The sequence below is a fragment of the uncultured Aliiroseovarius sp. genome, assembly GCF_947492455.1.
Classification (GTDB): domain Bacteria; phylum Pseudomonadota; class Alphaproteobacteria; order Rhodobacterales; family Rhodobacteraceae; genus Aliiroseovarius.
In genome coordinates this window covers 562307-583363 of record NZ_CANLNB010000002.1, presented here as the reverse complement: position 1 = coordinate 583363, position 21057 = coordinate 562307, and the positions used below count along the sequence as shown (strand labels likewise).

The window sequence follows — 21057 nt, the reverse complement described above, 5'->3', positions numbered from 1 at the left end:
GGATTTTCTGACATGCCCACCCGCGCGGGGCAAGTGCCTTACGCTGCGTCCTCGTCGTCCAGGTCGATTTCATCGGCCATGGCAACAACTTCACGGTCGTCATAGTGACCGCAGGACGGGCACACGTGGTGGGGGCGCTTCAGCTCGCCGCAGTTCGAACATTCGTTCGGGTTCGCAGCAACCAGAGCGTCATGTGCGCGGCGGTTGTTGCGGCGCGACTTGGATACTTTGTTCTGTTGGACGGCCATGGTCTCAACCTTCGATTTTGGGGGCACATGGCCCGGTGAATTCTTTAGACTTCGGGGAAGCCTGCTTATCCTCGTGTCTGAGTCTGGCGCCTCATACGCTGTTTGCGGGGCGCTGTCCAACCCATCTTGTGGAAGAAGCCGGGAAAATACTGGGATTCTTCTTTCTTGCAAGTGCAGATTGGGCCGATTTCGCCGAAAACTGCGGTTTTCCGGGGGTATTTCCGCGTGATACGCCCCAATCGGCTTATTTTCCGTCGTCGTCCGAGTCGCTTTTGCCCGCCAGTTGATCGCGCAGGGCAGACAGTCCCGCAAACGGCCTTGCGTCCTCATCGCTCATTGGGGCTACGCCCGGGGCTGCAAAGTTGCGCTGGTCCAGTTCTGCGCCGTCTACACGCGGAAAAAGCGGCAGGGCGAGCGCAAGGGATTCGGTCAGAACCTCGCCCAGATCGATCTCTGGCCCAAGCTGTTCCAAGGTTTCATCGTCCGGCATTTCGATCTCATCGCCGGCCTCAAGCTCGGGCAGATCACGGACCCAGCGGCGGCTGACGGGTTCTTCGATCCGGGTGGTGACGGGATCAAGTGTCACAACGCAGTCCTGCACCACGGTCGCGCCCAGCTGCGCTTTCAGCTGCCAGTCCCGCTTGCCACGTGCCACCAACGTGCCCTTGAACCGGACCTTGCGCAGAGCCGGTAACCCAAGATCATCGGCAATCGCTTTGCACTCTGCCGCTGTCGGGATCAGTTCGAACGAGGTCTCTGCGCTGGTCGACAGATCTGCCACGCGCAACACGTGCTGATACACAGGCGCGTCTTGGCCAGTGTTGGGCGTATCGGTGCTCATGGCGGTGTCTCCTGACATTAAGTTGCGCGGTATATGGTGGGAATCCCCACCGCTGGATACAAGATGAGTATCGTTTCTTGAACCAAAGCCGTTCCTGAGATAAGCCGATACCCAGAAGCAAGGGAAGAACGCAAGGGGAGCATATGTCTTATCTTTCGGATAGGGTGAAACGCGTCGGCCAAGTTACTGTCGCCATCACGCTTGCCATCGCCTTGACGGCATGTTCCGCAACCTACCGCAATCACGGCTACATGCCGGTGAAAGAAGACGTCGATCTTCTGGTGGTTGGCAAAGATACTCGCGAATCCGTGACCGAGGCTATCGGCAAGCCCGGAACGCAGGGGCTTCTCTCTGACAGTGGTTATTATTATGTCCGCTCGCGCTTCGAGCACTACCTGTACAATGCCCCGAAAGAGATCGACCGCGAAGTTCTTGCAATCAGTTTTGACAGCAAGGGACGCGTTGAGAATATCGAGCGTTTTGGGCTGGAAGACGGTCAGGTCGTCGTGCTTGAGCGCCGCGTGACCGCAAGCAACATCAAGGGCGTCAGCTTCCTGCGTCAGCTCTTTGGCTCGTTTGGCCGAATCAATCTGGCGGATCAACTGGGCGGCTAAGTCTGCCTGAAATCTTGGAATTTGGCGTCGGTTCCTCCGGCGCCTTTTTCGTTTTTGGGGAGGGGGCGCAGCTTTCGCTTTCGCGACGTCACCTGCCTGTCATATCTTGTTGGCAGAAGGGCTCAGGCGCACATGACCACTATGACAGTCGCGCAAATGGCGGAGGCACCAGATGCCGAACGGGACGACACCGCGCTTTCACGCACGGTTTAACGACACACAGGCCGATATTCGGGCTGCCCAAGCCTTGCGCCACCGGTGTTTTCGCGGGGGCGAGGGGCTGGACGCGGACCCCTATGACGATATGTGCCGTCACATGCTGGTGGAAGAGGTCTCTACTGGCAAACTTGTGGCCTGCTTTCGCCTGATGCCTTTTCAGGATGGCACATCCATCGGTGACAGCTATTCTGCCCAGTTCTACGAGCTGTCGGCCCTGCGCGACTATGCCAGTCCGATGATCGAGATGGGCCGCTTCTGTATCGACCCAGACGCCCAAGACGGCGCAGATATCCTGCGCGTCGCATGGGGGGCCATGACGCATTACGTGGATCAAGAAAACATCGGGCTGATGTTCGGCTGTTCGTCTTTTCAGGGCACGGACGAGGCGCGCTATCTGGACACATTCGCGCTTCTACGAGATCGCCATATCGCCCCTAAACGCTGGCTACCGCGTGTCAAAGCCCCCAAGGTGTTTCGCTTTGCGCAACGCCTGCGCCGCACCCCTGACGCCAAACGCGCCATGCTGGGCCTGCCGCCGCTTCTGCGCACCTATCTGATGATGGGCGGCTGGGTCTCGGACCACGCTGTTGTAGATCACGACCTGAACACGCTGCATGTGTTTACAGGGGTCGAGATCGCCTCGGTCCCGCCTGCACGCGCCCGACTTTTGCGCGCGGTGGCCACGCCCGCTTGACCCCAAAGGCGCAAGCCCGTAACCCGGCCCTATGGCACGTATACCCCTTTTGCAGATGAACGATATCGCCCTGACCTTCGGCGGCGATCCTATCTTTGACGGTTTGGACCTTGTGGTGCAGCCCGGCGACCGCGTGGCGCTGGTTGGGCGCAACGGGTCGGGCAAGTCGACCCTGATGAAGATCATGGCTGGCATGGTCGAGCCCGACACCGGCACCCGCGTTCTGTCGCCCGGTGTCACGGTTGGCTATATGGACCAGCACCCCGATCTGTCCGCCTTTGAGACATTGGGCGAGTTCGCCGCCTCGGGCCTTGAGCCGGGACATGACTATCTGGTCGAGCGTGTCGCCGAAGGGCTGAAAATGAAGCTTGATACGCCGGTCGCGACCGCCTCGGGCGGGGAACGCCGCCGCGCCGCACTGGCCAAACTGCTGGCGGAAGCGCCGGAACTCATGCTTCTGGATGAACCGACCAACCACCTCGACATTCAGGCCATCGAATGGTTGGAAAACGAGCTGCAACAAACCCGCGCGGGCTTTGTCCTGATTAGCCACGACCGAGCCTTCCTGCGCGCTCTCACCCGCGCCACGCTCTGGGTCGACCGGGGGCAGGTGCGCCGTCAGGAAAAAGGCTTCGAGCACTTCGAGGCGTGGCGTGACAAGGTCTGGGAAGAGGAAGACCTGAACCGCCACAAGCTGAACCGCAAGATTAAATCCGAAGCCCGCTGGGCGGTCGAAGGCATCTCGGCCCGCCGCAAACGCAACCAAGGCCGCCTGCGCGCGCTGCACGCGATGAAGGACGAGCGCGCGGCGCAGATCAAACGGCAGGGCACCGCGGAAATGGCGCTTGAGGCAGGGCCGAAATCTGGACGCAAGGTGATCGAGGCCAAGGGGATTTCAAAGACGTATGGCGACAAGGTCATCCTGAAGCCCTTCGATCTGCGCGTCATGCGCGGCGAAACCATCGCCTTTGTCGGACCCAACGGCGCGGGCAAAACCACGCTTTTGAAAATGCTGACGGGGCAGGAAGACCCCGACACGGGCAGCGTCACGCACGGCACGGGCATCGAAATGGCGGTGTTTGACCAGAACCGGTCCACCTTGGATGAAAATGCCAGCCTGTGGGAGAACCTGACCTCGGACCCGGAAATGCGTATCTCGGGCAAATCCGATCAGGTGATGGTGCGGGGCAACCCGAAACATGTGGTTGGCTACCTGAAAGAGTTCCTGTTCTCGGACGAACAAGCCCGCGCGCCCGTGCGCTCGCTGTCCGGTGGCGAAAAAGCCCGCCTGATCCTTGCCCGCATCATGGCGCGGCAGTCGAACCTTCTGGTGCTCGACGAACCGACCAACGATCTGGACGTGGAAACGCTGGACCTGCTGCAAGAGCTGATCTCGGGCTTTGATGGCACCGTGCTGGTCGTCAGCCACGACCGTGACTTCCTGGACCGCGTGGCTGAGCGTACGATTGCAATGGAAGGCAACGGGGTCGCCGCAGCCTATGCGGGCGGCTGGTCAGATTACCGTGCGCAACGGCAGGAAGATGAGGCTCCGGCAGCGAAGAAATCTGAGAAACCCAAAGCGCCTGCGAAAGACAAACCCAAGATCCAGCAAGCCGCGTCTGGCCTCAGCTTCACCGAAAAACACCGGCTGGAAGCGCTGCCCGACGAAATGGACCGCCTGTCGGCCGAGATCGCCAAGCTGGAAGAGTTCCTGATGGACCCGGATCTATTCACCAAGGAACCCGTGAAATTCAAGAAAGCCTCGGAAGGTCTGGCCGAGCGGCAACAAAAACTTGCCGCCGCTGAGGAAGAATGGCTGGAGCTGGAAGAAAAAGCCGAAGTCGCCAGCTAACGCATTTTCTTGTCAAAAATATCCTGCGGGGGTCCGGGGGTGCAAAACCCCCGGTCCTGATCTTGCATATTTGGCGCTTATTTCGGCAGATGGATATTGAACCGCGCCCGGATCGCCGCGTCCACAACCGGATCCAAATGCGCGCGCGACGTTTCGGCCAGAATGGCCTCTTTGCGCGCCTTGGCCGCCTGCACCAGATCGGGCTTGCCGACCTCGGCCCATTCCTTGGGCGATGTGCGGTCGCCAAGGGTGGGATAGACATATTCCGTCTGCATCAGGCTCAGCGTCTGATCCTCGCCCAGGTAATGCCCCGGCCCGCCCAGACAGACTGACCGCATCATATCCAGACTAACCGCATCCTCGGTCACCTCGATCCCACGCACACAGCGCAGGGCCTGCCCGATGATGTCATCCCCAAGGATCAGGCTTTCATGGCAGAATCCCAGCAGGGACGCATGCATGCCCGCGGCCTCGTAGACCATGTTCAGCCCCGACAGACCGGCCATCACGTTCGAGCACATCTGCTCCCACCCGGCTTGCATGTCGGGAAGTTTCGAGTCCGAGAACCCGGCAGCCGCGCCGCCCGGCAGGCCATAGAATTGATGCATCTGCGCGCAACCCGCGGTCATCAACGCCTGTTCGCCCGATCCCCCCGACATCGCGCCAGAGCGCAGATCGACCACGAAGGGCCAGGTGCCGAAGATCGCAGGATGCCCCGGTTTGATCGCATTCACATAGACCACGCCCGCCAAGCACTCCGCCACGGCCTGCACGATCGCGCCTGCCAGCGTGGGCGGGGCGGTGGCGGTGGCCATACCTGCCGACAGCAGCAAGACAGGCATGCCTGCGGCGATGACTTTCTCCATCACCTCGCAGCTTTCGGTGGCGAATTTCATCGGCGGCACGACAAAACAGTTGGAATTCGACACGAAGGGGCGCGCGCGCCATGCGTCCTCGCCCCCGGCCATCATGTGCAACAGCTCGATCCCGTCATCGACGAAATCCGGCTCGGTGAAGGACACGCCGATGTGTTTCTTGGTCCCGGTCACGCTGGCATAAATCGAGTTCAGGTCCATCTCGCGGTTGTCGGGAATGTCGCGGCACACCATCGGGCGCTGCAGGAAATGGATGTTGTCCAGCTGGTCCACGATCCGGGCCGCATCATGCAGATCCTGCACGGTGCTGTCGCGGTATTCGCGCCCGTCCACATCGACCATATGCACCGCTGCCCCCGCCGTGCCGTAATGCACGCGAGACCCTGCAAGGTTCAGGTCATGCTGCGGATCGCGCGCGCAGAGCGTGATGTCCTTGGCTGCCTTGGCCAGCATGTCCTCGACCAAGGCGCGGGGGAAGCGTAGACGCCCGTCATCGCCCAGAATGGCGCCGGCTTTGGTCATGATCTCGACGCCGGACGGGGGGGCGTCGGCCAGACCGATCTGCTCCAATGCGTCCAAGGCGGCTTGGTGAATGCGCTCCATGCCTTCCGGGGTGAGGGGCTTATATGTGCCGCCTTCAAGGCCGGCGCGTACGGGGCGCGAATCCTTGGCCAAAGGCGCTGCGCGAAGGGCTTGGCGGGCCTGACGGCCGCCCGCGCGGCGCGAAGTTCTTGCTGTCATATGTGGGATGTCCTTCCTGCTGTCGTGTCAATTTCTGAGAAATGACATCAGCAGGGGCGGCCACGTGCTGCACGACCACGCTCGGCGCCAATGGTGCGCACAACGAGCGAGATTTTCCAATCCAGTCGATCCATAGGGTTCCTCCACAGTGTTAACTATCGAAGACGAAAGCCGGGGATTCTATTCCGTTTGCGTCATTCAATATGCCGCTTTCTGAACCCAATCGGGTGGTGAGGAAGTGGTCAGGACCACGCCACCATCACGACGGCGGCGTAGTGCGCCGCGGCCCCCAGAAGCACATGAACATGCCAGATCGCCCGGTTAAAAGGCCAATGCTCGCGCAGGTGAAACAGCGTGCCGATGGTGAACAGGAACCCCCCACCCACCAAAAGGATCAGCACCCCAAGGCTGACGCTGGCCAGAAGAGGACCGATCATCAGAACGCCCATCCAGCCCAGCATCAAGGTCAGCATGAAGCCCGTGCGTTCGAACCGACACAGGAAGAAAAGCTTCAGCGTCATGCCAAATAGCGCCACCGTCCAGATAAGGGCGGCCCAGGCCAAGCCGGTGGTCCCTCCGATCCCGATCAGGGCGATGGGCGTATAGGTCGCCGCGATAAAAAGAAAAATCGCCGCATGATCAAAGCGGCGAAGGACGGAACGGGCAGATGTGTGCAGGGTCATGTTGTAGGCCGCGGACAGGCCAAAGCTGGCGACCATCCCGATGCCATAGACCAAAAGCGGTGGCAGATGCCCCATTGGTGCGTCGCCCGAGGCCCAAAGGATCAAGGTGATCGACCCGATCAACGCAGCGATCACCCCCAGCCCATGCACGACCCCATCGGCCACGTATTCGTGATAGGTGAAGTGCTGCCCGAAACCATGACGCTCGGGCAGAGTGTCAGTGTGATGGGCGGTACAGCTGTCCGACAGGTTTTCAGTGTAGCGGCCCAGAAAATGTTCACGGAAACGATCCATGTGAATACCCTCTCTCGCTTGCCTCTAATATAAGGGGCGATACAGGCTTAGGTGTGCCGGGCTTTGGTCAATAAAATGTCAGATGCCCGTGACACCAGCCTCTATAGGATAGAGTATATTCACGAAAATGTAAAGATTTCCTGACCTTACAGATCGTGCGCGAGTTCGGACAGCACGTCTGGGATAGTCATCACGTCCTCTCGCGTGCAGGTGAACTGTCCTACAGAAACGCGAATGACGAATTGTCCGTCGTGATGTGTCTGGGTCAGATAGATGCGCCCATCGCGGTTCACGCGCTCCAACAACTCGGCGGTTTTGGCGTCGTCTTGAAAGCGGAAAGAGAACAGCGACAGGATCGGGGGCGTGGTGATCTCGAACCCGGGTAGGGCGGAGATGGCCTTGCTCGCTTCGTTCGCCCAAGCGACGTGATTGCGGATGCGGGTGCGCAGGCCGGACAGGCCCTCGGCCCGCAGTAGGAACCAGATTTTCAATGCGCGAAAGCGGCGGCCAAGGGGCAGGGTCCATTCGTTGTAATTCACGATCTCATCCGCGCCCTGCGTCTTCAGGTACTCCGGGCGCAGACCCATCGCCCCGATTTGCGGGCCGGGGTCGCGCAAAAACTGGACGGCGCAATCGAACTGCGCGCCCAGCCATTTGTGCGGGTTGAAGATGATGCTGTCGGCATCCTCGATCCCGGCCCACAGATTCCGGAATTCCTCGCAGATCATGGCGGACCCGGCCCACGCCGCATCTACATGCACCGTCAGCCCGTGGCTGCGGGCCACCTTGATGCAGGCCGCAATGTCATCGCATGCACCAATCGAAGTGCCGCCGACGCAAAGCACGACGCCCGCTGGCTTGCGCCCGGCAGTAATATCCTCGCGGATCAGGCGGTCGAGCGCCTCGGGGTCCATCGACCATGTGGGGTGGCCGGGAATGGTGGGCACTTTCACCAGATTGTCCTGCCCGATCCCCGACAGGCGCACCGCCTTGTCGACGCTGGAATGGGTCTGCGCGCTGGCATAGATGCGCAGCTGCGGCGCGCCCGACAGGCCTTTGGTGATGCCCGTGTGGTCCAGCGCCAGCTCGCGCATCGTGGTGATTGCCGAGAACGTTGCAGTCGTCGCGCTGTCATGGATGGTGCCGGTGAAATCTTCCGGCAATCCAAGCCCGTCGCGCAGCCAGCGGATCACCAGATCCTCCATCTCATTGGCGGCGGGGGCGGTTTGCCACAGCATGGCTTGGGCGGACATGGCGTTGGCCAGTTGCTCGGCCAGCATCGAGGCAGGGGCCGCATTGGCCGGGAAATAGGCAAAGAAACGCGGGTGCTGCCAATGGGTCATGGCGTCGGGCACAAGCCGGGTGAAATCGTCGAAAATGGTCTCGATCGCTTCGGGGGCTTCGGGGGCAGGGGCTTCGATCTTGGACAGAAACTCCCCTGGCGCAATGTCCGGGCGCACCGGGCGATCACGCAGGCCTGCATGATAGTCGCGTGCCCAATCGGCGGCGCGTTTTTGCCAGTCGGCCAGATCATCGTAGTTCATCGGGGGCTCCTGCGATATTTAATTGCGATGTTAAATATAAGGGCAAGTCTGTCAAGATACGAAAACCCCGGCGCGAGGGCCGGGGCTTGGACATCTGATGTGTGTCGCGGATCAGGCTGCGGACAACGCCGTGATGATCTGGCCAAAATCCTCGGCCTTCAGGCTGGCCCCGCCGACAAGCGCGCCGTCTACGTTCGAGACACCAAAGATCTCGGCCGCGTTGCTGGGCTTCACCGAGCCACCATAAAGGATCCGGGTCGACAGGCCGACGCCATCGCCAAAGCGGCGGACCAGACGATCACGGATGAAGTCATGCACCTCGCCAATCTGATCCAGCGTGGGCACCTTGCCGGTGCCAATCGCCCAAATAGGTTCATAGGCGACAATCAGGTTCTCGGCTGTCACCTGATCCGGGATCGAGCCCGCCAGTTGACCGCCGATGATGTCGAGCGTGTTGTTCGCCTCGCGCTCTTCCAGGCTTTCGCCGCAGCAGATCACTGCCTTCAGGCCGGCCTCAATGGCTGCGCGGGCTTTCTGGCGCACGTCTGTATCGCTTTCGTGGTGATCTTCACGGCGTTCCGAATGCCCGAGGATCACATAGCTCGCGCCCGCGTCCTTCAGCATTTGGGCCGAGATGTCGCCCGTATGCGCCCCGGTTTCTGCTGCGTGGCAATCCTGCCCGCCGATGGCGATGATGTCGCCGCTGGCCGAGGCTGCACGGTGGATCAATGTGGCAGGGGGGCAGATCAGGATATCGCAATTGGCCTCCCCGAAGCCCTGCGCCAGCGCGTCCAGCTCGGCCAGGTTGCCCTGCAGGCCGTTCATTTTCCAATTGCCTGCTGCCAGTTTCCGCCGCATGTCGATCTCCCTCGTCTTGTTCGGTCCGTTTTCCATTGCGGCGCGCGGGGCGTCAAGCCCTGCGGCTATTTTGCCGTTGAACCGTGGGGAGTGTGCTGTAGAAGCGGACAAGTTTATTCACGAGGTCCCCGATGATCCCCAGATTGGACGCTGCCCTGATTGATGCCCGCGACCCCGCCACGATGGCCGAGCTGTTGCGCGGGGTGCAGGAAGTGGGTTTCCTGACCGTGCACAACACGGCGATCAGCACAGATGAGCTGTCTGAAACGATCGCGATGTACCGGAAGTTCTTTCATCAGCCCAAGGATGTGAAGGACGCGGTCAATATGGCCAAGACAGGGGCCAATCGCGGTTGGGGGGCTGCGGGAAGCGAACAAGTAGATCCCGAGGCAAACCCCGATTTCAAAGAGGTCTTCGATTGCGGTTTTGAACTTGCTTCCAATGACCCGCTTCGTGCGCTGAACCTGTCGGTCTATGGCGACAACCAATGGCCCGAGCTGGAGGGCTTTCGCACAGTCATTCAGGCCTACTATGCGAAGGCGCTGGGCGTTGCGATGGGGGTGCTTCGTGGGATTGCTGCCACGATTGGCGAGGATGAGACCTATTTCGACGCAGCCTTCACCCGCCCCATGGCGCTGCTGCGTGGGAACTATTATCCACCGCGACCGGGCTGGGCCGGGGATAAGGATTTCGGCATCGCCGCGCATACGGATTACGGCTGCGTGACGCTTCTGGCGTTAGACGGCGTGGCCGGGTTGGAGGTGCTGGGGGCGGGTGGTGACTGGCTTCCGGTCAATGCGCCGCTGGGTGACTTCGTCATCAATTTCGGCGAGATGCTGGAGATGTGGACGGAGGGCCGTGTAAGGGCCACCTTGCACCGTGTGGTTGGATCAGGGGATGAACGGATTTCGGTCCCGATGTTCTTTAACCCCAACCACGACACCAATGTGGCCCCGCGCGGATCTGGGCAGGTGATCTTGGCGGGTGATCATATGAAGAAGCGGTTTGACGAGACGTATCTGCACCTAATGGCGCAGACGGGAAGTTGAGCCTTTCGGTGGCTCACTGCGTGAGCCTGGGGGCGCTGCCCCCGCGCTGCGCGCTCCCCCGGGATATTTAGGACAAGAAAATGCGTGCGCTTGGGCGTGCTTAGAATTTGGGAGGCGCGTTCAGGTCGGTGGGCGCGGCCGAGAGGGTATCGTCGAACTTGATCGACTCGCCACAGCCGCAGGCCTCGGTCACGTTGGGGTTGTTGAACTTGAAGCCGCTTTCCAGAAGCGAGACCTCGTAGTCGATTTCGGTCCCGAACAGGAACATCTGCGCCATCGGGGCGATCATCACGCGGGCATCGCCCTGTTCGACGACCTCGTCATGGGGTTCGACCTCGTCCACGTAATCCATCGTGTATTCCATCCCCGCACAGCCGCCTTTCTTGACGCCGATGCGTAGGCCCTTGTGGCCGTCTTTCTCCATCAGCCGGGCAATCTGAGCCTCGGCCGCTGGGGTCATGGTGATGGGTGATTTGCCGGGAATACCGAACATGTCTGTGATCCTTGTCGCTTATCCCTAATTTAGGGAAGCCATGCGGCAATCTCAAGCGGGGGCAGAAGCGAAAGCAGGGCTTGAGTGGCAAAACCTGCAAGGATGGCCCAGCCGAAACTGGCGAGCGTGCCGATGATCACATATTCGGCGGTGCGCTGGTCGCGGCTGGCCGTGCCGAAGCGCAGGATGGATTTGGCGGCGACCAGAAAGCCCACGCCGAGGGGCAGGTCGGCAAGGATCAGAACGAAGACTAGCCCGCGTTCCAGAATGCCAATGGTCCAGCCGCCGCCCTTCAGCCCGTTGTTTCGAATGCGTAGGGAATGGGGCTGCATAAGGAGCCCGATGGCAAATCCGCCGGCGCGGGTGGCGACGATGGCGCCTGCGGCCACGGCCATGAGGGGCAAGGCGGTGTCTGGCCATGTGCCCCAGAGCGTCGGGGCATAGGCTGCGACGGCGATGATGGTCACAAGATGCGCGGCCTGATCCCAAAGAAAGCCCGAGAGCTTCCGAAATCCGCCAAATGACTTCACCGCGTCGATGATTAGGTGCGCGAGGGCGAGGACGAGCAGTTCGGGCGCGTCGTAGGTGCCCAGCGCGGCTTGTGCGGTGACAAGGACGATAAACGCGTGCAAAAACAGGACTTGGGGGCGCCGTTTGTTGTCGGTGATCCAATTGGTTTGAAAGACAAAATCAGCAAGCACATGGGCGAAGAGGAGGGCTGTGAAGGTTTCAATCATCATGGGCCTCATCTTTGATTTCGATCGCTGTCAATGCGATGACAATGGCTTCAAGCCCAGCTCCTTCTAAAGCTTTACTTACAGCCTGACGGGATTTGTTCAGCATGCGGGCAGTCTCAGAATGAGTTGGCATTCTACCCGTCGTCAACATTGGCAGCACTGCGGATGCTTGGGCTGGTGTCCAGTCTTGAGAGATATGATCAGCAAGGGCAAAAGCCGCACCGATGCCGCCGAGCCTCGAATGTCGCATTTGCCGTTTGAGGTGAGTTCCTTTTAGTTGGTCGAGAATGCGACCACTCAGCACAAAGGCATTGCTTGAGGACGCGTTTAGATCGCTATCTGGGGAAGGAGGAGGTGCCACACCCTCCGCCACCGCCATAATTGTCGAAAACTCTTTGCCTTCACACCTCAATGCAGCTCGAAAGGCGAGGGCGGAGCGCAACGCCAGTTCCGGGCGTGCAAGGCGTACCTGCCATCCATCCCCGCGTTGGCGGGTGAAGTGGAGGCTCTCTCCGTGCCAATCGGCCTGAACCTCGGCCGAGGCGGAAAGCGCGTCGAAGGCGCGTTCCAGATCCTCAGGCGGCATTTGGGTCGAGCCGATGATGTCCCCCGTCAGGACGGCGATATGGGATAGGGTTTTGCTCATGGTGCAACCATAATAGGTTGCGAATGATATAATGCAACCTTTTTAGGTTGCGTTGCTCTATCTGCACCCGAAAAGGGTTGCGAAACGAAAAACGCAACCCGATTGGGTTGCGCTGGGCCGATCTGCGTCGACAGAAGTTGCACCGGGTGAGGGCTTACATGAAGCCCAGCTCCAGCCGCGCCTCGTCAGACATCATTTCCATGCCCCAGGGCGGCTCCCATGTCAGTTCGACATTCACCTGCTTCACGCCTGCGACGGGCTCGATCGCTTCGACCAGCCAGCCGGGCATGTCGCCCGCAACGGGGCAGCCGGGGGCGGTCAGGGTCATGATCAGGTCGACCTCGTTCTGGTCGTTGATCTCGATCGTGTAGACGAGGCCCAGATCGAAGATATTTACCGGGATTTCCGGGTCATAGACGGTGCGGCAGGCCTCGACCACCGCGTCATAAAGCGGGTGCTCTACGCTGGACGGTTTGATCAGGGGTTCCCCTTCGATCCGAGTGTCGGCTGTATCGGTCATGCTGGTCTCGCTCTAATCCTGAGCGAACATATAGGGTTCTCGTGTCGCGAGGTCCAGAGGGGCAGTGAAAGACAATAAAAAATGCCGCAAAAAACCACCGTAAGGTGCGGGGGAGGTTACCACAAATACAGCTTTATATTGACGAAGTGGGGGCCAAATTTCGCCATAGTTGCGGGTCAGTCTCTGGTGCACGGCCCCTGTGGGGCTGTGCCCATTTTGGGTGAGGGGATCGACAAGGGGTGCGTGGCGCTATGACCGCGGAGAGTGAAGGCTTCCCGGAGCGGGAGGGCGCGAAAGACCGGATCGCACAGCTTTCCGATGCGGCGCGAATGGTGCAGGATTTCACCTATGACTTCGCTACGCATCTGGATCCGATCATCATGACCGAGCTGATGATCACCAGTCGCAGGTTGGAGCGTCTGGCTCAGCGGTTGGCCGAAGATGCTGATATCATGGCTGCCATTGCACGTGGAGATGACGGGGAAACACCGCCTGAAGGGTAGGGTGATCTGACAATAGCCCTTGGCTTTCGGGCCGTGTTGGGCCACATCTCGGCCATGACTGATCAAAGCACGACAAAGTTTTCGTATACGCTGAACGCAACCGATGGGCGCGCGCGTACCGGGGTGATTCACACGCCGCGTGGCGACATTCGTACGCCTGCCTTCATGCCTGTGGGGACCGCGGCCACTGTGAAGGCGATGATGCCCGAAAGCGTTGCCGCGACAGGCGCGGATATTCTGCTGGGCAACACCTATCATCTGATGCTGCGCCCGACGGCAGAACGGATCGACCGGCTGGGTGGGCTGCACAAGTTCATGAACTGGGACAAGCCGATCCTGACGGACAGTGGCGGGTTTCAGGTTATGTCTTTGGCAAGTCTGCGAAAGCTGACCGAGAAGGGCGTGACCTTCAAATCGCATATCGACGGGTCCAAGCACGAACTGACGCCGGAACGCTCGATGGAGATCCAGAAGCTTCTGGGGTCGGACATCGTAATGTGCTTTGACGAATGCCCCGCGCTGCCGGCCGACCGCAAACGGATTGCCGAAAGCATGCGCCTGTCGATGCGCTGGGCGCAGCGCTCGCGCGATGCGTTTGGGGATCGTCCGGGATATGCGCTCTTCGGCATCATGCAGGGCGGGCTTGAGGCCGATCTGCGCGAGGAATCAGCTCAAGCCCTGCGCGAGATCGAGTTCGACGGTTACGCCATTGGCGGCCTGGCCGTAGGCGAGGGGCAAGAGGCAATGTTCGATTGTCTCGACTATGCGCCCGGCTATCTGCCGGAAGACAAGCCGCGGTATCTGATGGGCGTGGGCAAGCCGGATGACATTGTGGGGGCCGTGAAGCGCGGTGTGGACATGATGGACTGTGTGCTGCCGTCTCGTTCGGGGCGCACGGGTCAGGTTTGGACCCGCATGGGGGTTATGAACATCAAGAACGCCCGGCACCAAGATGATCCGCGTCCGATCGACGAAAACTGCACCTGTCCGGCCTGTGCGAACTACTCGCGTGCCTATCTGCACCACGTGTTCCGCTCGAACGAGATGATCTCGGGCATGCTGCTGACCTGGCACAATCTGCATTACTTCCAAGAGATTATGCAGGGGATGCGCGATGCGATCTCCGAAGGGCGCTTTGACGCGTGGGAGGCTGAGTTCCACGCAGGGCGGGCGCAAGGGGATATCGAGCCGTTGTAATATGGTGTTTGGTGGCTCACTTCGTGAGCCTGTTGGGGCTCTGCCCCCGCATGATTTTCCTGCGGAAACTCATGCTCCCCCGGGATATTTTTGACAAGAAAATGCGTGGGTTGGTATTGAAGGGCATGGCTGAGCTTCTGATCATATGGCACTCGCGTACGGGCGGCTCTCGGCAGATGGCTGAGGCGGCGTATGACGCGGCCCGTGAAGAGGGGGCGGCGCGTATCTTGACGGCAGAAGAGGCCGGGCCTGACGATCTGCTGGGCGCGGCGGGGTATCTGTTCTGCGCACCGGAAAATCTGGCCAGCTTGTCCGGTCAGATGAAAGAGTTCTTTGATCGCTGCTATTACCCCGTTCTAGGGCAGATCGAGGGGCGGCCCTATGCCCAGATGATCTGTGCGGGGTCGGACGGGGAAGGGGCTGCGCGGCAGTTGGCTCGGATCGCCACCGGCTGGCGCCTGCGCGAAGTCCAGCCGCCCTTGATCCTCTGCACCCATGTCCAAACGCCCGAAGCCATTCTGGCCCCGAAACAGCTGGACACCGAGGCGTTGGCGCCCTGTCGCGAGCTTGGGGCGGCGCTGTCCGCGGGTCTTGCGCTGGGCGTCTTTTAAATCGGGCCCGAAATTCCTGTGGATAATTCCGGTCCCTGCCTTGTAGATCGCGAAATTGCTGGTCACTATGGGGTGAAGCGCGCGCTGAACGCGGTTGAAATACCAAATTCGCATCCCCATTTCGGCGTGACAGGTCTGTGACACAGGCCGAATTCCAGGAGGACGTGTGATCTGCCGAATATCGGGGACACGCTGACTGCCCAACCATAAGGAAGATCAATGAGTGAGCAACTGAGCCAATCCTTCCCGGTCCTGCCGCTGCGCGACATCGTGGTGTTCCCCCACATGATCGTGCCGCTGTTTGTTGGACGCGAGAAAAGCGTGCGTGCGCTGGAAGAGGTGATGGCGGATGACAAGCAGATCCTGCTGTCCAGCCAGATCGACCCTTCCGTGGATGAACCGGACGTGGACGGCATCTATCAGGTCGGCGTGCTGGCCAATGTGCTGCAGCTGCTGAAACTGCCCGATGGCACCGTGAAGGTGCTGGTCGAAGGGCAGTCGCGCGTGCGCATCACCGACTATGTTGACAATGCCGATTACTTCGAAGCTTTTGCCGAGGTGATCGAAGAACGTCCGGGCGACCCGAACGAAATCGAAGCGCTGCTGCGCTCGGTCGGGGAAGAGTTCGAGCGTTACGCCAAGATCAAGAAAAACATTCCCGAAGAAGCGCTTGCCGCCGTGTCCGAGACGCGCGCGCCCGATAAGCTGGCTGACCTTGTGGCCGGTCATCTGGGTGTCGAGGTTGAACAGAAGCAGGAGCTTTTGGAAACCTTCACCGTGTCCGAGCGGCTCGAGAAGGTCTTTGGCCTGATGCAGGGCGAAATGTCCGTCCTGAAGGTCGAGAAAAAGATCAAAACCCGCGTGAAGTCGCAGATGGAGCGCACCCAGCGTGAGTACTATCTGAATGAGCAGATGAAGGCCATTCAGAAGGAACTGGGCGACGGCGAGGAAGGCCAGAACGAACTGGCCGAGCTGGAAGAAAAGATCGAAGAAACAAAGCTTTCCAAGGAAGCCCGCGAAAAGGCGGATGCCGAGCTGAAGAAGCTGCGCAACATGTCGCCCATGTCGGCGGAAGCCACGGTTGTGCGCAACTATCTGGACTGGATGCTGGGTCTGCCATGGGGCAAGAAAAGCCGCGTGAAAAAGGATCTTGTGAACGCCCAGAAAGTTCTGGATGCCGATCACTATGGGCTTGAGAAGGTCAAGGAACGTATCGTCGAGTATCTGGCTGTTCAGCAGCGCTCGAAGAAGCTGAAAGGCCCGATCATGTGCCTTGTTGGCCCTCCGGGCGTGGGTAAAACTTCGCTTGGGAAATCGGTCGCCAAGGCCACAGGGCGCGAGTTCATTCGTATCTCGTTGGGTGGCGTACGTGATGAAAGCGAAATCCGCGGTCACCGCCGGACCTATATCGGTTCGATGCCCGGTAAGATCATCCAGGCGCTGAAAAAGGCGAAAACCACGAACCCGCTGATCTTGCTCGATGAGATCGACAAGATGGGGCAGGATTTCCGTGGCGACCCGGCCTCGGCGATGCTGGAAGTGCTGGACCCGGAACAGAACTCGACCTTCGTGGACCACTATCTTGAAGTGGAATACGACCTGTCGAACGTGATGTTCCTGACCACCGCGAACTCTTACAACATGCCGGGCCCGCTTCTGGACCGGATGGAGATCATTTCACTGGCCGGCTACACCGAGGACGAGAAGCGCGAGATCGCCTCGCGCCACCTGCTGCCCCAGACCATCAAGGATCACGGGCTGAAGAAGGGCGAATTCTCGGTCTCGGAAGGCGCTTTGACGGATGTGATCCGCTATTACACCCGCGAGGCGGGCGTGCGGAACCTGAAGCGCGAGCTGGCGAAACTGGCGCGGAAAGCCGTCACCAAGCTGGTGAAGAAAGAGGTCGAGACCGTCGATGTAACCCCAGATCTGCTGGACGACTATCTGGGCGTGCGCAAGCACCGCTTTGGATTGGCCGAACAAGAGGATCAGGTGGGTGTTGTCACCGGGCTGGCTTGGACCAGCGTTGGTGGTGATCTGCTGTCGATCGAGGCTCTGCGTCTGCCGGGTAAAGGTCGGATGAAGACCACCGGGAAACTGGGCGACGTCATGAAGGAATCGATTGATGCGGCCAGCTCGTATGTCCGCTCGGTCGCGCCTGAGATTGGCGTGAAGCCGCCCCAGTTCGAAAAGTGGGACATCCACGTGCACGTGCCGGAAGGCGCGACGCCCAAGGATGGTCCGTCGGCCGGTCTGGCCATGGTGACGTCGATCGTGTCTGTCCTGACGGGCATTCCGGTGAAAAAGGACATCGCCATGACGGGCGAGGTGACGCTGCGCGGCAATGCGCTGGCCATTGGTGGCTTGAAAGAAAAGCTGCTGGCTGCGTTGCGCGGGGGCATCAAGACGGTTCTCATTCCGCAGGAAAACGAAAAAGACCTGCGCGAGATCCCGGACAACGTGAAAGAGGGGCTGACCATCATTCCCGTCAGCCATGTGTCCGAGGTTCTGGAACACGCTTTGGTGCGCAAGCCGGAAGCCGTCGAATGGGACGAAGCCGCAGAAGAGGCCGCCGCGAAAGCGCTGGCCAAGGATGCGGGCGGATCGGGTGCCGTGGCGCACTGATCCTGACCGGATCGGCAAAAATTCTGGGGCGCGGCAGGTATCTGTCGCGCCCTTTTTCATTTACGCGGGAATTGGCTGCATTCTGCCTCTTGCACCCCCGACGCGGCGGCGCTACATAGCGTCCAGTCGGGTGATTAGCTCAGTTGGTAGAGCGCTTCGTTTACACCGAAGATGTCGGGAGTTCGAGTCTCTCATCACCCACCATTTCCCTTTGAATACAAAGTGATGGCACCATTGGCTAACGGGTGGTACGCGCGCGTCTTTGGTTAAGATAGGTCTTCAGGCGCTGCTTGTAACGCGTCGAATTGCGCCCGATCAGACCATGCACACCGCGGATCGCCCCGACCGAGATATCATCTTCGATAAAGGCCTGCATGATGTCACGCGTGACGCCCGTGCCATCCATATGCTTCAGCGCTGTGTGACCGCCAAAGGGCAGGGCGACGCACTTAAGGTCCGGGTGCAAAGCGCGAATGTGGTCTGCGTGCAGACGATCCTGCGGGGCTTGCCTTGGATCATAGGCAATGATGCCCTGCAGACGGTGGCCGTCTTCCAAAGGCTCAAGCTGGTCCAGTGCAGGGTCCAGCAACGCGGCTTCTTGCTGATATCCGGCCTCGTAAGGCGCTTTCGATTGCATGATGGAATATTGCGGGGACAGAAGCAGAACCCGACGCAGGCGCAGCGCATTGGCGAACAAAAGCGCCCCATATCCCCCCATCGAGAACCCGACCGAGCAGCTTTCTTTCCCCTGACACAGCTCTGACAGAAACGCGCGCAATCGGGTGGTGTCTTGGTTCAAGAACCAGTCGTTCTCTGCCGTTTGGACGTAGATATGCCCAAAGCCGTGCTCCAGAGCGGTCTTGGAGGGTGTGTAGTCCGGGAATGACGCACGATGGCGCCGCCAATGGTCGAAAGTGACGAACAGTTTTGGGCGGTCGACCGAGCTTCCAATGACCCGGAGAGAGGTGCCGTCAAAAAGAAGTTCGCTCAAACCGGGCCCCAATACTCAGTCGTCATAGGTTGCAAATACGCGCGCCGCGCCGCTTGGACCAATCTAGGGCGCGGCGGGTCCCCGGTTCAAGCCCAAGTGCACGCGAAACATAGGGTAAATGTATGCCAAGCTTCGGCGAATTTTGCTTTCCTCTTTGCAGGTTTTCCGGTTCACTTCTCCGGTCACGCAACAGGAGGAACGCATGTCAGAACATGGCTATGCAGGCGGTCGGTTGAACCTGCCATTTGTCGGAATCGCCACCTTTGGCAAGAAGCCCTACGTGGAAAATTGGGATCAGATTGACGCCGATGTGGCCGTTCTTGGCGCGCCGTTCGATTTCGGCTGCCAATACCGGTCCGGCGCACGGTTTGGCCCGCGGGCGGTGCGCGAGGCCTCGACCCTGTTCAGCTTCGGCCATGCGGGGGCCTATGATCACGAGGATGACGCGACCTATCTTGGCAGTGACGTGCGGATCGTCGATCTGGGGGATGCGGATATCGTCCACACCATGACCGATAAAAGCCACGCCAACATCGAATATGGCGTGAAGAAGATTTTGGACGCAGGCGCGTTGCCGGTGACCATCGGCGGGGATCACTCGATCAACATTCCCTGCATTCGCGCGTTCGAGGAAGACTGCGCCGAAAAGGGGCCGATTCATGTGGTGCAAATCGACGCCCATCTGGATTTCGTCGACGAACGCCACGGCGTGACCGAGGGCCACGGCAATCCCATGCGCCGCGCGATCGAGAAGGACTATGTCTCGGGCATGACGCAGCTGGGGATTCGCAACGTGTCCTCGACCGCGAAGGAAGGCTATGACGACGCGCGAGCGCGCGGTTCGGACATCCTGTCGGTGCGGCAGGTGCGTAAGCTGGGCACGGACGGCGTGTTGGACCGCATTCCGGAAGGCGCGCGCTATTACGTAACCATCGACATCGATGCTTTCTGCCCGTCGATTGCACCGGGCACAGGCACGCCCAGCCACGGGGGCTTTGCGTACTACGACGTGCTGGAGATCCTACAGGGACTCAGTAAACGCGGCGATGTGGTGGGCATTGATCTGGTCGAGGTGGCGCCCGCCTATGATCCGACCGAAAGCACGCAGATTCTGGCCGCCCAACTGCTGCTGAACTTCCTAGGCTTCATCTTCCACTACAAGAAAGCCAGATAAGGACTTACCCCCCGCCAGCTGAGAAGCGGTGGGGGGACATGCCAAAGGTCTCGCGGAATCGTTTCGAGAAATAGGCCGCAGAATCATAGCCACAGGCGATGGCCACATCGACGACCGGCATGTCCGTTTCCGCCAGCAGAATGCGGGCGCGTTGCAAGCGTAAGTCTTGCAGATATTTCTTCGGCGTCGTGTTCAGATGGTGGCGGAACAGGCGTTCCATCTGGCGGCGCGAAATGCCGAGTTCTTCGGTGACAATGTCCAGATTGACGCTGTCCTCGAGGTTCTCTTCAAAATAGGTCAGCACCCGCACCAGCTTGTCATTGCGCACCCCGATCGTGGCCGAGGTCGAGCTTTGCTGGCGATCCGTCTCGGACCGCTGGACGGTGTGCAGGCACATGTTCAACACGGCCTGCGACAGCACGGGCCCATGCGTGTCATAGATCAGCCGCAAAAACAGGTCGGTCGCCGCCGCGCCTCCCCCGCAGGTCAGGACGCGATTGTCGATGGTGTAAAGCTGCTCGACCGGATCCAGATCCGGGAAGTGTTCACGGAAGGGGGCGATGTTTTCCCAGTGCAGGGTGAACTTGTGCCCCCCCAGAATGCCTGCTTTCGCAAGCGTATAGGCCCCAGTACACAGCGACCCGACCGTGCGCCCCAGGCGCCATTGCAGCCGTACCCAGTCCGATACTTTGGTGGATAGCGATTTCTCGGGCTGAACACCCGAGCACACGAAGACCCGGCTATTGGCGGGAGTCTCGCCAATGGGGCGATCAATGCCGATCTCGATCCCATTTGAACAGCGCACATTTTCGCCATCAGCCGACATGGTTGTCCAGCGATACAGGATATGCCCCGTCAACTGGTTCGCAATGCGCAAGGGTTCAATGGCAGACGTAAAGGCCAGCATCGACAGGTTGTCCAGCAGCACGAACACAATCGTTTCGGGCTCGGCCGGAGGGGTGACGACGACATGGGCAACGCCCTTTGGAACGACGGGTTCTTGCATGGCAAACCTGATAGCTAACGAACGCAGTTTAGCGCGCTTTGC

Annotated in this window: 21 protein-coding genes and 1 tRNA gene; 10 read left to right on the top strand and 12 right to left on the bottom strand. The window is 60.0% G+C overall.

Annotated elements, in window-relative coordinates; all coding sequences use genetic code 11:
• Positions 1-38: 38 nt before the first annotated feature.
• Both rpmF and Q0677_RS06255 read right to left on the bottom strand, forming a co-directional pair.
• Entirely contained in the window at positions 39-248 is a 210-nt protein-coding gene (rpmF, locus tag Q0677_RS06260; protein ID WP_108856658.1) for a 50S ribosomal protein L32, read from the bottom strand.
• 244 nt (positions 249-492) lie between these two features.
• Positions 493-1089, bottom strand: coding sequence for a DUF177 domain-containing protein (locus tag Q0677_RS06255; RefSeq protein ID WP_298907220.1), 597 nt, complete (start codon positions 1087-1089; stop codon positions 493-495).
• A 143-nt stretch (positions 1090-1232) separates the two neighbouring features.
• Here Q0677_RS06255 and bamE point away from each other — a divergent pair, with 143 nt between their 5' ends.
• The 3 genes from bamE to Q0677_RS06240 all read left to right on the top strand — a co-directional run bounded on the left by bamE (position 1233) and on the right by Q0677_RS06240 (position 4468).
• A complete protein-coding gene (gene bamE / locus Q0677_RS06250) occupies positions 1233-1703 on the top strand; it encodes an outer membrane protein assembly factor BamE (protein WP_298907218.1) in 471 nt (156 codons plus the stop codon).
• Between the two features lie 172 nt (positions 1704-1875).
• Entirely contained in the window at positions 1876-2616 is a 741-nt protein-coding gene (locus Q0677_RS06245; RefSeq protein WP_298907216.1) for a GNAT family N-acetyltransferase, read from the top strand.
• 31 nt (positions 2617-2647) lie between these two features.
• A complete protein-coding gene (locus Q0677_RS06240) occupies positions 2648-4468 on the top strand; it encodes an ABC-F family ATP-binding cassette domain-containing protein (RefSeq protein ID WP_298907214.1) in 1821 nt (606 codons plus the stop codon).
• Between the two features lie 77 nt (positions 4469-4545).
• Here Q0677_RS06240 and Q0677_RS06235 read toward each other — a convergent pair whose 3' ends face one another.
• The 4 genes from Q0677_RS06235 to tpiA form a co-directional block, all read right to left on the bottom strand.
• A complete protein-coding gene (locus tag Q0677_RS06235) occupies positions 4546-6084 on the bottom strand; it encodes a trimethylamine methyltransferase family protein (RefSeq protein WP_298907211.1) in 1539 nt (512 codons plus the stop codon).
• Positions 6085-6326: 242 nt separating this feature from the next.
• A complete protein-coding gene (locus tag Q0677_RS06230; protein WP_298907208.1) occupies positions 6327-7061 on the bottom strand; it encodes a hemolysin III family protein in 735 nt (244 codons plus the stop codon).
• A gap of 146 nt (positions 7062-7207) precedes the next feature.
• Positions 7208-8605 (bottom strand): pyridoxal-dependent decarboxylase, encoded by a 1398-nt coding sequence (locus Q0677_RS06225; RefSeq protein WP_298907205.1) that lies wholly within the window; start codon positions 8603-8605, stop codon positions 7208-7210.
• A gap of 111 nt (positions 8606-8716) precedes the next feature.
• Complete coding sequence (gene tpiA, locus Q0677_RS06220) at positions 8717-9463, bottom strand: triose-phosphate isomerase (protein WP_298907202.1); 747 nt, start codon at positions 9461-9463, stop codon at positions 8717-8719.
• Positions 9464-9594: 131 nt separating this feature from the next.
• On the opposite strand from tpiA, the gene Q0677_RS06215 reads away from it, so the two are divergent.
• Positions 9595-10512 (top strand): 2-oxoglutarate and iron-dependent oxygenase domain-containing protein, encoded by a 918-nt coding sequence (locus Q0677_RS06215; protein WP_298907199.1) that lies wholly within the window; start codon positions 9595-9597, stop codon positions 10510-10512.
• Between the two features lie 100 nt (positions 10513-10612).
• Here Q0677_RS06215 and Q0677_RS06210 read toward each other — a convergent pair whose 3' ends face one another.
• The 4 genes from Q0677_RS06210 to Q0677_RS06195 form a co-directional block, all read right to left on the bottom strand.
• A complete protein-coding gene (locus Q0677_RS06210) occupies positions 10613-11005 on the bottom strand; it encodes an iron-sulfur cluster assembly accessory protein (RefSeq protein ID WP_163035468.1) in 393 nt (130 codons plus the stop codon).
• Positions 11006-11034: 29 nt separating this feature from the next.
• Positions 11035-11745: a DUF3307 domain-containing protein gene (locus Q0677_RS06205; RefSeq protein ID WP_298907190.1), complete on the bottom strand. Its 711-nt coding sequence runs from the start codon at positions 11743-11745 to the stop codon at positions 11035-11037.
• The gene (locus Q0677_RS06200; RefSeq protein ID WP_298907187.1) at positions 11735-12388 is read right to left on the bottom strand and encodes a MarR family transcriptional regulator; all 654 of its coding nucleotides are present in this window, start codon (positions 12386-12388) and stop codon (positions 11735-11737) included. The genes Q0677_RS06205 and Q0677_RS06200 overlap by 11 nt, the downstream gene beginning before the upstream one ends.
• A gap of 154 nt (positions 12389-12542) precedes the next feature.
• Positions 12543-12908: an SUF system Fe-S cluster assembly protein gene (locus Q0677_RS06195; RefSeq protein WP_163035471.1), complete on the bottom strand. Its 366-nt coding sequence runs from the start codon at positions 12906-12908 to the stop codon at positions 12543-12545.
• Between the two features lie 251 nt (positions 12909-13159).
• Between Q0677_RS06195 and Q0677_RS06190 the strand changes: the two genes are divergently transcribed.
• From Q0677_RS06190 to Q0677_RS06170, 5 genes are all read left to right on the top strand, one after another.
• Positions 13160-13411: a hypothetical protein gene (locus Q0677_RS06190; RefSeq protein WP_298907184.1), complete on the top strand. Its 252-nt coding sequence runs from the start codon at positions 13160-13162 to the stop codon at positions 13409-13411.
• 54 nt (positions 13412-13465) lie between these two features.
• A complete protein-coding gene (gene tgt, locus Q0677_RS06185) occupies positions 13466-14608 on the top strand; it encodes a tRNA guanosine(34) transglycosylase Tgt (RefSeq protein ID WP_298907181.1) in 1143 nt (380 codons plus the stop codon).
• 125 nt (positions 14609-14733) lie between these two features.
• Positions 14734-15219: an NAD(P)H-dependent oxidoreductase gene (locus Q0677_RS06180; protein ID WP_298907178.1), complete on the top strand. Its 486-nt coding sequence runs from the start codon at positions 14734-14736 to the stop codon at positions 15217-15219.
• 219 nt (positions 15220-15438) lie between these two features.
• The gene (gene lon, locus Q0677_RS06175) at positions 15439-17844 is read left to right on the top strand and encodes an endopeptidase La (protein ID WP_298907176.1); all 2406 of its coding nucleotides are present in this window, start codon (positions 15439-15441) and stop codon (positions 17842-17844) included.
• Positions 17845-17972: 128 nt separating this feature from the next.
• Positions 17973-18048 (top strand) — tRNA-Val (locus Q0677_RS06170).
• Between the two features lie 34 nt (positions 18049-18082).
• Here the strand turns inward: Q0677_RS06170 and Q0677_RS06165 are convergent.
• Positions 18083-18835, bottom strand: coding sequence for an alpha/beta hydrolase (locus Q0677_RS06165; RefSeq protein WP_298907175.1), 753 nt, complete (start codon positions 18833-18835; stop codon positions 18083-18085).
• A gap of 202 nt (positions 18836-19037) precedes the next feature.
• On the opposite strand from Q0677_RS06165, the gene speB reads away from it, so the two are divergent.
• A complete protein-coding gene (speB, locus tag Q0677_RS06160) occupies positions 19038-20009 on the top strand; it encodes an agmatinase (protein WP_298907173.1) in 972 nt (323 codons plus the stop codon).
• A gap of 4 nt (positions 20010-20013) precedes the next feature.
• Here speB and Q0677_RS06155 read toward each other — a convergent pair whose 3' ends face one another.
• Positions 20014-21015, bottom strand: coding sequence for a GlxA family transcriptional regulator (locus Q0677_RS06155; RefSeq protein ID WP_298907171.1), 1002 nt, complete (start codon positions 21013-21015; stop codon positions 20014-20016).
• Positions 21016-21057: the final 42 nt, after the last annotated feature.